We start from the raw sequence: 13,331 nt of genomic DNA on the forward strand, positions 1-13,331 counted from the left end.
TGGCGTGATCAGGGATAGCGGCAACTCACTTCAGGTTTGTCGAAACCCAGGCTGTCCATTTCATTAGTGGGGTGTAAAAAGCCGTCCTGGGGCGAGGTGCTGACCAGCGCTCGCGGCTGGACGATGGGGATCGGCTGGCGCAACTGGCCGTTCCATGGGCGATAGCTGAGTTTGCGGCCCTTGAAACCATCCAGTGGCAACTGGTCACTGAGTTCCAGTTGGCGAATGGCAACCGGGTCGGTCTGGCGCTGTTTGCTCACCGCGTTGGCGATGCTGCGCACGGCGACCCAGGCGGCGAAGTCGCGGTCGTTCATATAGCGTCCGGCCAGGGCTTCGAAGCGTTTCTGCAACTGGGCGGCCCCGTAGGTTTCCACGGTGTGGTGCCAGCCGGTTGGGGTCAGTCCCTGAGTGCCGGCCACGGGGCGCGGGTACCAGGTCTGGTAGGGGACGTATTCACCGAAGTCGCCGCGCTCATCCGCCACCAGCACCACGTCGTATTCGGCGGTCTGGGTGAACAGGGGCATGTCGGCCTGGGCGCTGCGGCGCTGGTCATTGTCGAACGTCCAGGGTTTCTCGGCGACGATCTTTAGCCCGAAGCGTTTCATGGCTCGTCGCAGAGCGGCGGCATAGGCCTGGTCTTCAGGCGTCTGACCGACGATCAGCAACGCCCGCTGCCATTTGCGCACCACCATGAACTGCACCAGTGCATCGGCCAGCATGGCGCGGCTGGGCAGACTGTGCAGCACGTTGGCCAGGCAGTCGGTGCTGCGCAGGCTGTCATCGGCACTGCCGGCATTGAACAGCAGGCTGTCGGGCAGGGCGGCGCTGAGTTGGCGCAGACTGTCCAGCGGCACATTCACCACGAACAATCGCAGGCCTTGAGCGTGCTGGACTCTGGCGGCTTCAAGCAACGCCTCGGGGCTGTCAACGACAGTGCTTTGCAGGTGATAGTCGTGTTTGAGGAAGCGTCCGGTGCTGTTGCTGTCGATGATTGCCAGCTCGGCACCTCGCAACCCCGCATCTGTGGGTTCGGGAATGACAGTGGAGAGCAATGGCCCGGGGTCGGGACGATAACCCAGGTAGCCGATGCGCACCTGCAACGGGCCGTCGTCAGCCTGGCTCTGGGTGGCCAGCAACGCGGAGCAGGTAATCGCCAACAGATAGAACAGGGCGTAACCAATAAGCTGGCGCATAAGGCACTCCACTTCGTATGGCGCCAGCATAGGAAGTCCGGGAGGGCAGCGAAATATGCAGAAAGTATCAGTGAGCCAGTACCAAGGTCGTAACTTGCCGCGCGCCCCGCCGATCGATCACCGCCTCGCCACAAGCCCTACTACCAAGGGATGAGCAGGCGGCCACCAAAGCAGCATTCGGATCGTGCAGCGGTATTCCTAAGATGAGCCCGTAGCCTCTGTAGCAGGCCGTGTGAAAACTACTGCGCTCGACAATACTGCGTTAAAAACAGGCTCGGAATGCTCATTTACAGCCCGTAAACTCCGCTTCCTCGCCTGTTTTTGCCTTGTCTTGTCTTCGCTCGCTACGTTTTCACACGGTCTGGTAGAGGTTTTGCGTGCAATCTTGAGGGCAAAACAATGACAACAAAACGCAACGCCTTGCTCGCTGTAGGGCTGCTGACCGGTCTGTTCGCTGCCGGTGCGACCTGGGCCCATGGCAACGTGGTCCCCCAGGCGGTGGAAACCAAGGGCCTGACCCCGATCAAGGAGGCCGGCGTGCAGATCGATGCCGATGGCTGGGCTGCGGCGAATCCCTATCGAACCTCCCCTGAACATGACCGGGCCCTGGAAATCGGCTCTTCGGCCTACAATCAGAACTGCGCCGCCTGCCATGGCCTGGAAGCCAAGTCCGGCGGTATTGCCCCCGACCTGCGCCTGCTGGATGTCGGCGAAGCGGGCGATGAATGGTTCGTCCAGCGTGTCCGTAATGGTGCGGTGCGCGACGGTCGGGTCTACATGCCGAAGATGGCCGACTACCTGAGCCAGGAAGCGCTGTGGGCGGTGCGCACCTATCTCGACAGCGTGCATGTCGAGCAATGACCCATGCGCCTGCTCGCGGTGTTCATCAGTGCAGTGTTGCTGTGTTGCCAGGCGGTGCAGGCGCAGGTCCGCACCTTTGACCAAATGATCGCCGATGGGGAGCTGAAGGTCGCGGTCTACAAGGATTTCGCTCCCTACAGTTTCGAAGACGCGGGCAAGGCACGAGGGGTCGATGTCGAGCTGGCCCAGGCCTTGGCCAAGGCACTCGGCGTACGTCTCACGCTGATCTGGGCGCCGCCGGGAGAAAAGCTCGACGATGATCTGCGCGACTACATCTGGCGTGGCAGCCAACTGCGCAACCAGCAGTTGGCTGACCTGATGATGCGCGTGCCCTACGACCGCGACTACTCACAAAAGCGCAACGAGCTGGGTGAATTGGAGAACGGCCATGTGGTGATGTTCGGGCCTTACCAGAACGAGCAATGGCAAGTCGCTTACGACCGTCGTCGACTGGAGTCGGTAGGCAGCGTTGCGGTGTTCGAACATCACCCCATCGGGGTTGAGGTCGACAGCGTGCCGTCGTTCTACCTGACCTCGGTGTTCAACGGCATGCTCAGGGCCAGTACTCACCACTATCCGGGCGTGCCCCAGGCCTTTGCCGCGATGAAGGCCGGCGAGGTCGACGCGGTGATGGCGATGCGCGGTGAGATCGACTGGCAGGTGCACGAGGCGGCCGATCCGCAACTGGCGCTGGCAGAAAACGCCTACCCGAACATGGGCAAGCAGCTCTGGGAAATCGGCATGGCGGTGCATGAAAGCAACCGTCAGCTGGCCTATGCGGTGGAGGAAGCGCTGGAAGGCTTGATCCGCGACGGCACGCTCAAGGCGATCTACGCCAGCTATGGCCTGCGCTATGACGTGCCGGACATGTACCAGTAGGCGCGGGCGATGACATGGACATTGCGTTGGCTGTTGCGCTGCTGGCTTGCGCTGGCAGCACCGGCACTGGCGCCCCTCACATCCTCGATATGTACTAAGGAACTAGCAATCTCCGCACTGCGGGCAATTGTTGCGTCGGCGGCGGCGCCCAAGAATCTGCGTCAGACCGGAAAAATTTCCGGCTACAACAATAACGCAGAGGTAGCCGTCATGACCCACCCCGTACGTCGTCAACCCTTCGCCCTCAGTGTGCTGCTCAGTGCCATGTTGCTGTCCGGCTCGGCCCTGGCCGCCGTCACCGATCAGGACATTCTCCAGGACCCGAAAAACCCCGGGCAGGTCGTCACCAACGGCCTCGGCGTCCAGGGACAACGCTACAGCCCGCTGGATATCCTCAATGTCGATAACGTGAAGGAACTGCGCCCGGTCTGGGCCTTTTCGTTCGGCGGTGAAAAGCAGCGTGGTCAGCAGGCGCAGCCGATGATCAAGGATGGCGTGATGTACATGACCGGTTCCTACTCGCGGGTGTTTGCGGTGGATGCCCATACCGGCAAGAAACTCTGGCAGTACGATGCACGCCTGCCGGACGACATCCGGCCGTGCTGCGATGTGATCAACCGGGGTGTGGCGCTGTACGACGATCTGGTGATTTTCGGCACCCTGGACGCCAAGCTCGTGGCCCTGAACAAGGACACCGGCAAGGTGGTCTGGAGCAAGAAAGTGGCCGACCACAAGGAAGGCTACTCCATCAGCGCCGCGCCCCTGGTGATCAATGGCAAGTTGATCACTGGCGTTGCCGGCGGCGAGTTCGGGGTAGTGGGCAAGATCGAGGCCTACAACCCGAAAAACGGTGACCTGCTGTGGACCCGGCCAACGGTCGAAGGGCACATGGGTTACGTCTACAAGGACGGCAAGGCCGTCGAGAATGGCATCTCCGGGGGGGAAGCCGGCAAGACCTGGCCGGGAGACCTCTGGAAAACCGGCGGTGCCGCGCCCTGGCTCGGCGGCTACTACGATCCGGAAACCAATCTGCTGTTGTTCGGTACTGGCAACCCGGCACCGTGGAACTCCCACCTGCGCCCTGGCGACAACCTTTACTCATCATCGCGTCTGGCGCTGAACCCGGACGACGGCACCATCAAATGGCACTTCCAGAGCACTCCGCACGATGGCTGGGACTATGACGGCGTCAATGAGCTGATCTCGTTCAACTACAAGGACGGCGGCAAAGAGATCAAGGCAGCGGCCACCGCTGACCGCAACGGCTTCTTCTACGTGCTGGACCGCACCAACGGCAAGTTCATCCGTGGCTTCCCGTTTGTCGACATGATCACCTGGGCCAGCGGCCTGGACAAGGACGGCCGGCCTATCTACAACGAAGCCAGCCGCCCGGGCGCGCCGGGCAGTGAAGAAAAAGGCAGTTCGGTGTTTGTCGCGCCGGCTTTCCTCGGTGCGAAGAACTGGATGCCCATGGCCTACAACCAGGACACCGGGCTGTTCTATGTGCCGTCCAACGAATGGGGCATGGACATCTGGAACGAAGGCATCGCCTACAAGAAAGGCGCGGCGTTCCTCGGCGCCGGTTTCACCATCAAACCGTTGAATGAAGACTACATCGGCGTGCTACGCGCCATTGACCCGAAAACCGGCAAGGAAGTCTGGCGGCACAAGAACTACGCGCCGCTCTGGGGCGGGGTGCTGACCACCAAGGGCAACCTGGTGTTTACCGGCACGCCGGAAGGCTTCCTGCAGGCCTTCAACGCCAAGACCGGGGAAAAGGTCTGGGAGTTCCAGACCGGCTCCGGCGTGCTCGGCTCGCCGATTACCTGGGAGATGGATGGCGAGCAGTACGTCTCGGTGCTGTCCGGCTGGGGCGGTGCCGTCCCGTTGTGGGGCGGCGAAGTGGCCAAGCGGATCAAGGACTTCAACCAGGGCGGCATGCTCTGGACCTTCAAACTGCCCAAGGACCTGGTGGCCAAGCATTGATCTGAACCGAGGGGGCTGAATACCCCCAGGGCAAAACTACGACCAAATGACGAGAGTCCCCCTGCCAACGGCGCATTCGTCCGGGCTGTGGGGCTCTCTACTATCGGTCTATCGCCTGTTGACCGACAGGCCTCGACCCAGCAGAGGTTCATCATGATCTACGCTCAACCCGGAACACCCGGCGCCGTCGTTTCCTTCAAGGCGCGCTACGGCAATTTCATCGGCGGTGAGTTTGTCGCCCCGGTCAAAGGCCAGTACTTCACCACGACTTCACCGGTCAACGGCCAGCCGATCGCCGAGTTCCCGCGCTCCACCGCCGAAGACATCGACAAGGCCCTGGACGCCGCCCATGCGGCTGCCGACGCCTGGGGCAAGACCTCGGCTCAGGATCGCTCCCTGGTGCTGCTGAAAATCGCCGACCGCATCGAGCAGAACCTCGAAGTGCTCGCGGTGACCGAAACCTGGGACAACGGCAAGGCTGTGCGCGAAACCCTCAACGCCGATGTACCGCTGGCGGCCGATCATTTCCGTTATTTCGCCGGCTGCATCCGCGCCCAGGAAGGTGGCGCCGCCGAGATCAACGAATTGACCACTGCCTACCATTTCCACGAACCGCTGGGCGTGGTCGGGCAGATCATCCCGTGGAACTTCCCGCTGCTGATGGCCGCCTGGAAACTCGCCCCGGCCCTGGCCGCCGGTAACTGCGTGGTGCTCAAACCGGCCGAGCAGACGCCGCTGTCGATCATGGTCTTCGCCGAGTTGATCGCTGACTTGCTGCCGCCGGGCGTGCTGAATATCGTCCAGGGCTTTGGTCGCGAGGCCGGCGAGGCCCTGGCCACCAGCAAGCGTATCGCCAAGATTGCTTTCACCGGCTCGACTCCGGTGGGTTCGCACATCATGAAATGCGCTGCCGAGAACATCATCCCGTCCACCGTGGAGCTGGGCGGCAAGTCGCCGAACATCTTCTTCGCCGACATCATGCAGGCAGAGCCCGAGTTCATCGAAAAAGCCGCTGAAGGCCTGGTGCTGGCGTTCTTCAACCAGGGCGAAGTCTGCACCTGTCCGTCCCGTGCGCTGGTGCAGGAGTCGATCTACGAACCGTTCATGGCCGAGGTCATGAAGAAGATCGTCAAGATCAAACGCGGCAACCCGCTGGACACCGAGACCATGGTCGGCGCCCAGGCGTCCGAGCAGCAATACGACAAGATCCTCTCGTACCTGAAAATCGCTCAGGAGGAGGGCGCCGAGCTGCTGACCGGCGGTGCGGCTGAACGTCTTGAAGGCGACCTGTCGAGCGGCTATTACATCCAGCCGACCCTGCTCAAGGGCCACAACAAAATGCGTGTGTTCCAGGAAGAAATCTTTGGTCCGGTGGTGGGCGTGACCACCTTCAAGGACGAAGCCGAAGCCCTGGCCATTGCCAACGACAGCGAATTCGGCCTGGGTGCCGGCCTCTGGACCCGCGATATCAACCGCGCCTACCGCATGGGCCGGGCGATCAAGGCCGGTCGCGTGTGGACCAACTGCTATCACCTGTACCCGGCCCACGCCGCGTTCGGTGGTTACAAGAAGTCCGGCGTCGGTCGTGAAACCCACAAAATGATGCTCGACCACTACCAGCAAACCAAAAACCTGCTGGTGAGCTACGACATCAACCCGCTGGGTTTCTTCTAACCCGCAAAAACGCCACAAACCCTGTGGGAGCGAGCCTGCTCGCGATGAGGCCAGTACAGTCGATATTGATGTTGACTGTTAGTCCGCTATCGCGAGCAGGCTCGCTCCCACATTGGTTTTGTATGGTTCCAATATCTGCGCGACACCCCCTACCAAGGCACCCCGCCACCTCCTTCGAAAGTAGCATTCGGGCGCCAGTCCTCGCGTGTGTTAATGCCTCTACCGGAATGCCCCGGCACAAGAAGAGGATTGACCTATGTGGACTAAACCCGCGTTTACCGACCTGCGTATTGGCTTCGAAGTGACGATGTATTTCGCCAATCGTTGATGCTTCGTCCGGCCATCGGCACGGTGGCCGGGCCTCTTGTCGGGAGCACTGCCCATGCATATCCGCGTTCTCGGTTCCGCCGCTGGCGGTGGTTTTCCGCAATGGAACTGCAACTGTCGCCAGTGCAGCGGCGTGCGTAATGGCCGCCTGAGGGCGCAGCGCCGTACCCAGTCGTCGATTGCCTTGAGTGACAATGGCGTGGACTGGATCTTGTGCAATGCCTCACCGGACATCCGCACCCAGCTCGAGAGCTTCGCACTCCTGCAACCGGCACGCCGCTTGCGCGATACGGCGATTGCCGGGGTCGTGCTGCTGGACAGCCAGATCGACCATTGCACCGGTTTGCTCAGCCTGCGCGAAGGCTGCCCGCATCAGGTCTGGTGCACCGAGCGGGTCCATCAGGACCTGAGCAGCGGTTTCCCCTTGTTCAACATGCTTAGCCACTGGAACGGCGGTTTGCAGTGGCAGCCCGTCGGGCTGGACAGTCAGCCGTTCCGTATCGCGGCCTGCCAGAGTCTGCAATGGCGGGCGATCCCGTTGCGCAGCAACGCGCCCCCGTATTCGCCCAATCGTGGCAACCCGCAACCGGGCGACACCATCGGCCTGTTCATCGAGGACCTGCGCAGCGGCGCGAGCCTGTTCTATGCCCCGGGCCTGGGCGAGGTCGATGCCGACGTGCTGGGCTGGATGCAGCGCGCCGACTGTCTGCTGCTCGATGGCACGCTGTGGCGCGACGATGAAATGCGCCGGTGCGAAGTCGGCCAGAGTCTGGGCAGCGAGATGGGCCACCTGTCACAAAGCGGCCCCGGCGGCATGCTCGACGTGCTGGAAGGGTTTGCCCGTCAACGCAAGATTCTCATCCATATCAACAACACCAACCCGATCCTCGACGAAGACTCGGCCGAACGCGCCGAACTGGTACGGCGCAACGTTGAAGTGGCCTATGACGGCATGAGTATTTTGCTGTAGCGGATGCCCTCATCGCGAGCAAGCTCGCTCCCACAGGGGTTCGAGTCGGACCCGATTTTCTGCGCACAGCAGGTCTATTGTGGGAGCGAGCTTGCTCGCGATGAGGCCAGAGCAAACACCACAGAATCCAACGGTTATTTCCCGGAGAACCGAGATGACTGACACACCACTGCCGCCCGCCGAGTTCGAACAGGCACTGCGCGCCAAGGGCGCCTATTACCACATTCACCATCCGTTCCATCAGGCGATGTACGCCGGGAGCGCCACGCGTGAACAGATCCAGGGCTGGGTCGCCAATCGTTTCTATTATCAGCTCAACATCCCGCTCAAGGATGCGGCGATTCTGGCCAACTGCCCGGATCGCGACGTGCGTCGGGAATGGCTGCAACGCATTGTCGATCACGACGGCGTGCCCGGCAGCGAGGGCGGGATCGAGGCCTGGCTGAGGCTGGGGGAGGCGGTGGGGATTGCGCGTGAGCGGATGCTGTCCCAGGAAATGGTCCTGCCGGGGGTGCGCTTTGCGGTGGATGCCTACGTCAATTTTGCCCGTCGCGCCTGTTGGCAGGAGGCGGCCAGCAGCTCGCTCACCGAACTCTTTGCACCGCAGATCCATCAATCCCGACTCGACGCCTGGCCGCAGCACTACCCGTGGATCGACCCGGCCGGTTACGAGTACTTCCGCACACGTCTGAGCCAGGCGCGGCGTGATGTCGAACATGGCTTGCGCATTACCCTGGCGCATTACATCACGCTTGAGGGTCAGCAGCGGATGCTGGAGATTCTGCAATTCAAGCTCGACGTACTGTGGAGCATGCTCGATGCCATGAGCATGGCCTATGAACTGGAGCGCCCGCCGTACCACAGCGTCACCCTCGAGGCGGTCTGGCATCAGGGGATCGTCCTGTGAACGGCATCGAACGTCACCTGTCACTGGCGCTGCGCCGTGGCTTTCGCCTGCAGTGGGAAGCACGTCAGGATTGCCATGTGCTGCTCTACCCGGAAGGCATGATCAAACTCAACCGCAGTGCCGGCGAGATCCTCGGCCTGGTGGACGGTCAGCGCAATGTGGCGTCGATCATCGAGCAGTTGTCGGCGCGTTTTCCCGGGGTGCCGGGAATCGATGAAGATGTGCTGGCGTTTCTGGAGGTGGCCCATGCTCAATTCTGGATCGAATGATCCGCGTCCGGGCCCGCCGCTGTGGCTGCTGGCGGAACTGACCTATCGCTGCCCGTTGCAGTGCCCGTATTGCGCCAACCCGCTGGACTTCTCCCGGCACGGCGAGGAACTGAGCACCGCCGAGTGGATCCGCGTGTTCCGCGAGGCACGGGACATGGGCGCTGCGCAGCTGGGATTTTCCGGTGGCGAGCCGTTGGTCCGACAGGACCTGGCCGAGCTGATCAAGGCCGCCCGGGACATGGGCTATTACACCAACCTCATCACCTCGGGGATCGGCCTGACCGAGCACAAGGTGCGCCAGTTCAAGGAGGCCGGGCTGGACCATATCCAGATCAGCTTCCAGGCTGCCGACGAGGCGGTCAACAACATGCTCGCCGGCTCGCGCAAGGCGTTCGTCCAGAAGCTGGCGATGGCCAGGGCGGTAAAAGCCCAGGGCTACCCGATGGTGCTGAACTTCGTCACCCATCGGCACAACATCGACCAGATCGGACAGATCATCGAGCTGTGCCTGGAGCTGGAGGCGGATTTCGTCGAATTGGCCACCTGTCAGTTCTACGGTTGGGCCGAACTCAATCGCGTCGGCCTGTTGCCGACCCGTGAGCAGTTGCAGCGTGCCGAACGCATCACCAACGAGTATCGCCAGCGTCTGGAGCAGCAGGGCCACCCCTGCAAGCTGATCTTCGTCACCCCGGACTATTACGAAGAACGCCCCAAGACCTGTATGAACGGCTGGGCCAACCTGTTTCTCGATATCACCCCGGACGGCACTGCGTTGCCGTGCCACAGTGCCCGCCAGTTGCCGGTGCAGTTTCCCAACGTGCGCGAACACAGCATCGAGCACATCTGGAACGACTCCTTCGGTTTCAATCGCTTTCGCGGCGATGAGTGGATGACCGAGCCCTGTCGCTCCTGCGATGAGAAACACCAGGATCTGGGTGGCTGCCGTTGCCAGGCGTTCATGCTCACCGGCGATGCCGCCAATGCCGATCCTGTGTGCAGCAAGTCACCGCACCATGGCAAGATCCTCGAGGCCCGCCGGCAAGCCGAAGCGCCGGGGAAGGGGATCGAACAGCTGACCTTGCGCAACGAGAAGGCGTCGCAGTTGATCTTTCGTGGCTGAGGCGGGGGCTACCCTTTGGTCTGATTGCATTCGCAGCGGGATGCTTTAGGCTGGACATTACCTTCCAAAACAATAAGAACAGGCTTTCCAATGAGCCAGAGTCTCAGCCAGCTGCGTAAATTCGTTTCGCCTGAAATCATTTTCGGTGTCGGCTGCCGGCATAACGTCGGCAACTATGCCAAGACCTTCGGTGCGCGCAAGGTGTTGGTGGTCAGCGACCCCGGCGTGATCGCCGCCGGCTGGGTCGCCGATGTCGAGGCCAGCCTGCAGGCCTTGGGCATCGACTACTGCCTGTACAGCGCCGTGTCGCCCAACCCCCGGGTCGAAGAGGTCATGCGGGGGGCCGAAATCTACCGTGAAAACCACTGCGATGTGATCGTCGCCGTGGGCGGCGGCAGCCCCATGGACTGTGGCAAGGGCATCGGCATCGTCGTCGCCCATGGTCGCAGCATTCTCGAGTTCGAAGGGGTGGACATGATCCGCGTACCGAGCCCGCCGCTGATCCTGATTCCCACCACCGCCGGCACCTCGGCGGATGTTTCACAGTTCGTGATCATTTCCAACCAGCAGGAGCGGATGAAGTTCTCCATCGTCAGCAAGGCCGTGGTGCCAGACGTGTCGTTGATCGACCCGGAAACCACCCTGAGCATGGACCCGTTTCTGTCGGCCTGTACCGGCATCGATGCCCTGGTGCACGCTATCGAGGCATTCGTCTCCACCGGTCATGGCCCGCTGACCGACCCCCATGCGCTGGAGGCCATGCGGCTGATCAACGGCAATCTGGTACAGATGATCGCCAACCCGAACGACATCGCCCTGCGCGAGAAAATCATGCTCGGCAGCATGCAGGCCGGCCTGGCATTCTCCAACGCGATTCTCGGCGCGGTGCACGCCATGTCCCACAGCCTGGGCGGTTTCCTCGATCTGCCCCATGGCTTGTGCAACGCGGTGCTGGTGGAGCATGTCGTGGCGTTCAATTACAGCTCGGCACCGGAGCGTTTCAAAGTGATCGCCGAGACCTTCGGCATCGACTGCCGTGGCCTCAATCATCGGCAGATCTGTGGGCGTCTGGTGGAGCACCTGATCGCTTTGAAACACGCCATCGGCTTCCACGAAACCCTGGGCCTGCACGGCGTCGGCACGTCCGACATTCCATTCCTGTCCCAGCATGCGATGGATGATCCGTGCATTCTCACCAACCCCCGCGAGTCGAGCCAGCGTGATGTCGAGGTCGTTTATGGCGAAGCCCTCTGACGAGCAACAACGGGCGCTGACCGGTTTACTTGGGCTGGGCAATCATTCGGCGCGCAAGAGTCACTACCCGGAGCTGGCGACCCGTCTCGACGAGCTGGAAGCCGAACGCAACCGCTACAAATGGTTGTTCGAAAACGCTGTCCACGGAATTTTCCAGGCCAGCCTGCAACAGGGCATGCGCGCCGCCAACCCGGCGCTGGCGCACATGCTGGGTTACGAGACCCCTCAGGAGGTGCTGTTCTCCCTGGCCGATCTGGCAAGCCAGTTGTTCGTCGGCGGGGTGCAGGAAATGCAGGACATCGGTGAGGCCCTGCAAGGTCAACGCAGCCTGCTGGGCTATGAAACCCAACTGCGACGCAAGGACGGCAGCCACATCGATGTGTTGATGAACCTGCTGCTCAAGCCGGATCAGGAGGGACTGGTGGAAGGTTTCGTCGCCGATATCACTGAGCGCAAACTGGCCCAGCAACGCTTGCAGACGCTCAACGATGAACTGGAACAACGGGTCACTGCGCGCACCGATGAACTGCTCGAAGCCAACCGCAACCTGCAACAGCAGATCGCCCAGCGCGAGCAGGTCGAACAGGCCTTGCGCGATGCCCGGGATGCGGCGCAGGCGGCCAACAACAGCAAGGACAAATACCTGGCCGCCGCCAGCCACGACCTGCTGCAACCGTTGAACGCGGCCCGCTTGCTGATCGCCACCTTGCGCGAACGCCCGTTGCCCAGCGTTGAACAGGTGCTGGTCGAACGCACCCATCAGGCGCTGGAAGGTGCCGAAGACCTGCTCACCGATCTGCTGGATATTTCCCGGCTCGATCAGGCAGCGGTCAAACCGGATATTGCCCTGTATCGTCTCGATGAACTGCTTGGCCCGCTAGTCTCGGAGTTCCAGTCGGTGGCCGGAGCGGCCGGGTTGAACCTGCGGGTACACATGGGCAATTTCGCCATCCACACCGACCTGCGGCTGATGTCGCGGATCATGCGCAACTTGCTCAGCAATGCCTGTCGCTATACCGAGCAGGGCAGCATCCTGTTGGGGGCCAGGCGACGTGGCAAGAGCCTGCGCCTGGAAGTCTGGGACACCGGTTGCGGTATTCCGGCCGACCGCCTGGACTCGATCTTCCTGGAGTTCAACCAGCTGGACGTCGGACGTGCCGCCGACCGCAAGGGCGTGGGGTTGGGGCTGGCCATCGTCGAGCGTATCGCGAGAATTCTCGACCACAAGGTCGAGGTCCACTCATGGCCGGGACGCGGTTCGATGTTCAGCATTCAGGTGCCGCTCGGCGAGCACGTGCCGCTGCCCATCCATCAGGCGGTGCCGCAGCCGAGCACCGGCAACCCTTTGCCGGGCCGTCGTCTGCTGGTGCTGGACAACGAAGTGAGCATCCTCGACAGCATGAGCGCATTGCTCGGCCAGTGGGGCTGCGAGGTGGTGACGGCAACCGACGAGAGCGGTGCGCTGCAGGCCTTGCAGGGGCGGGTACCGGAATTGATTCTGGCGGATTTCCACCTGGACCATGGGGTCATCGGCTGCGACGTGATTCGGCACCTGCGCGAGCATTTCGCCGCCGCCATTCCCGCCGTGATCATCACCGCAGACCGCAGTGATCAGTGTCGACGCGCCTTGCAACGACTCGGCGCGCCGCTGCTGAACAAGCCGGTCAAACCCGGAAAACTGCGTGCGGTGTTGAGTCAGTTGCTCGGGTAGCGCCCGCGAAACACCCGAATGACCCATACAACCCGGGCTGACTCACCGTATGGGTTTTTTATTGTCGCCTCGGTGTGACGGTCCGACAAAGGCCAGGTGGTCGGCGTTATCAGCGAACGCAACACCGCCAGGCGCATCCGGGATTTGCGAGTTTCTTGATTGATGTCAACCGTATGGGAC

12 protein-coding genes are annotated in these 13,331 nt (G+C 61.9%); 11 read left to right on the plus strand and 1 reads right to left on the minus strand.

Annotation, left to right across the window (positions count from 1 at the left end; translation table 11 throughout):
* Positions 1-8: 8 nt before the first annotated feature.
* Positions 9-1,193: an ABC transporter substrate-binding protein gene (locus tag AC1RPZ_RS10800; RefSeq protein WP_493137018.1), complete on the minus strand. Its 1,185-nt coding sequence runs from the start codon at positions 1,191-1,193 to the stop codon at positions 9-11.
* A gap of 399 nt (positions 1,194-1,592) precedes the next feature.
* Here AC1RPZ_RS10800 and pedF point away from each other — a divergent pair, with 399 nt between their 5' ends.
* From pedF to AC1RPZ_RS10855, 11 genes are all read left to right on the plus strand, one after another.
* Positions 1,593-2,054 carry a cytochrome c-550 PedF gene (gene pedF, locus AC1RPZ_RS10805; RefSeq protein ID WP_493137019.1) on the plus strand — a complete coding sequence of 154 codons (462 nt, stop codon included), beginning with the start codon at positions 1,593-1,595 and terminating at the stop codon, positions 2,052-2,054.
* Positions 2,055-2,057: 3 nt separating this feature from the next.
* A complete protein-coding gene (locus AC1RPZ_RS10810) occupies positions 2,058-2,933 on the plus strand; it encodes a substrate-binding periplasmic protein (protein ID WP_493137020.1) in 876 nt (291 codons plus the stop codon).
* Between the two features lie 210 nt (positions 2,934-3,143).
* Positions 3,144-4,919 (plus strand): PQQ-dependent methanol/ethanol family dehydrogenase, encoded by a 1,776-nt coding sequence (locus tag AC1RPZ_RS10815; RefSeq protein ID WP_493137021.1) that lies wholly within the window; start codon positions 3,144-3,146, stop codon positions 4,917-4,919.
* A gap of 153 nt (positions 4,920-5,072) precedes the next feature.
* Positions 5,073-6,593 carry an acetaldehyde dehydrogenase ExaC gene (exaC, locus tag AC1RPZ_RS10820; protein ID WP_493137022.1) on the plus strand — a complete coding sequence of 507 codons (1,521 nt, stop codon included), beginning with the start codon at positions 5,073-5,075 and terminating at the stop codon, positions 6,591-6,593.
* A gap of 256 nt (positions 6,594-6,849) precedes the next feature.
* Positions 6,850-6,921, plus strand: a complete 72-nt coding sequence (gene pqqA / locus AC1RPZ_RS10825) for a pyrroloquinoline quinone precursor peptide PqqA (RefSeq protein WP_003253598.1) — start codon at positions 6,850-6,852, stop codon at positions 6,919-6,921.
* 54 nt (positions 6,922-6,975) lie between these two features.
* Positions 6,976-7,890 carry a pyrroloquinoline quinone biosynthesis protein PqqB gene (gene pqqB, locus AC1RPZ_RS10830; RefSeq protein WP_493137023.1) on the plus strand — a complete coding sequence of 305 codons (915 nt, stop codon included), beginning with the start codon at positions 6,976-6,978 and terminating at the stop codon, positions 7,888-7,890.
* Positions 7,891-8,044: 154 nt separating this feature from the next.
* On the plus strand, positions 8,045-8,797 hold the full coding sequence (pqqC, locus tag AC1RPZ_RS10835; protein WP_493137024.1) for a pyrroloquinoline-quinone synthase PqqC: 753 nt from the start codon (positions 8,045-8,047) through the stop codon (positions 8,795-8,797).
* A complete protein-coding gene (pqqD, locus tag AC1RPZ_RS10840; RefSeq protein ID WP_493137025.1) occupies positions 8,794-9,066 on the plus strand; it encodes a pyrroloquinoline quinone biosynthesis peptide chaperone PqqD in 273 nt (90 codons plus the stop codon). The genes pqqC and pqqD overlap by 4 nt, the downstream gene beginning before the upstream one ends.
* Positions 9,044-10,186: a pyrroloquinoline quinone biosynthesis protein PqqE gene (pqqE, locus tag AC1RPZ_RS10845; RefSeq protein WP_493137026.1), complete on the plus strand. Its 1,143-nt coding sequence runs from the start codon at positions 9,044-9,046 to the stop codon at positions 10,184-10,186. Before pqqD ends, pqqE begins: the two co-directional genes overlap by 23 nt.
* A gap of 90 nt (positions 10,187-10,276) precedes the next feature.
* Positions 10,277-11,440, plus strand: a complete 1,164-nt coding sequence (gene ercA / locus AC1RPZ_RS10850) for an alcohol dehydrogenase-like regulatory protein ErcA (RefSeq protein ID WP_493137027.1) — start codon at positions 10,277-10,279, stop codon at positions 11,438-11,440.
* Positions 11,424-13,151: a PAS domain-containing hybrid sensor histidine kinase/response regulator gene (locus AC1RPZ_RS10855; protein WP_493137028.1), complete on the plus strand. Its 1,728-nt coding sequence runs from the start codon at positions 11,424-11,426 to the stop codon at positions 13,149-13,151. The genes ercA and AC1RPZ_RS10855 overlap by 17 nt, the downstream gene beginning before the upstream one ends.
* Positions 13,152-13,331 lie beyond the last annotated feature (180 nt).

Source organism: Pseudomonas sp. GW822-FHT02D10, assembly GCF_058802345.1.

What these genes read in the sequence shown, in the direction of transcription:
- AC1RPZ_RS10800 (WP_493137018.1), bottom strand. Translation starts at nt 1,193, where the DNA reads ATGCGCCAGCTTATTGGTTACGCCCTGTTCTATCTGTTGGCGATTACC.
- pedF (WP_493137019.1), top strand. Translation starts at nt 1,593, where the DNA reads ATGACAACAAAACGCAACGCCTTGCTCGCTGTAGGGCTGCTGACCGGT.
- AC1RPZ_RS10810 (WP_493137020.1), top strand. Translation starts at nt 2,058, where the DNA reads ATGCGCCTGCTCGCGGTGTTCATCAGTGCAGTGTTGCTGTGTTGCCAG.
- AC1RPZ_RS10815 (WP_493137021.1), top strand. Translation starts at nt 3,144, where the DNA reads ATGACCCACCCCGTACGTCGTCAACCCTTCGCCCTCAGTGTGCTGCTC.
- exaC (WP_493137022.1), top strand. Translation starts at nt 5,073, where the DNA reads ATGATCTACGCTCAACCCGGAACACCCGGCGCCGTCGTTTCCTTCAAG.
- pqqB (WP_493137023.1), top strand. Translation starts at nt 6,976, where the DNA reads ATGCATATCCGCGTTCTCGGTTCCGCCGCTGGCGGTGGTTTTCCGCAA.
- pqqC (WP_493137024.1), top strand. Translation starts at nt 8,045, where the DNA reads ATGACTGACACACCACTGCCGCCCGCCGAGTTCGAACAGGCACTGCGC.
- pqqE (WP_493137026.1), top strand. Translation starts at nt 9,044, where the DNA reads ATGCTCAATTCTGGATCGAATGATCCGCGTCCGGGCCCGCCGCTGTGG.
- ercA (WP_493137027.1), top strand. Translation starts at nt 10,277, where the DNA reads ATGAGCCAGAGTCTCAGCCAGCTGCGTAAATTCGTTTCGCCTGAAATC.
- AC1RPZ_RS10855 (WP_493137028.1), top strand. Translation starts at nt 11,424, where the DNA reads ATGGCGAAGCCCTCTGACGAGCAACAACGGGCGCTGACCGGTTTACTT.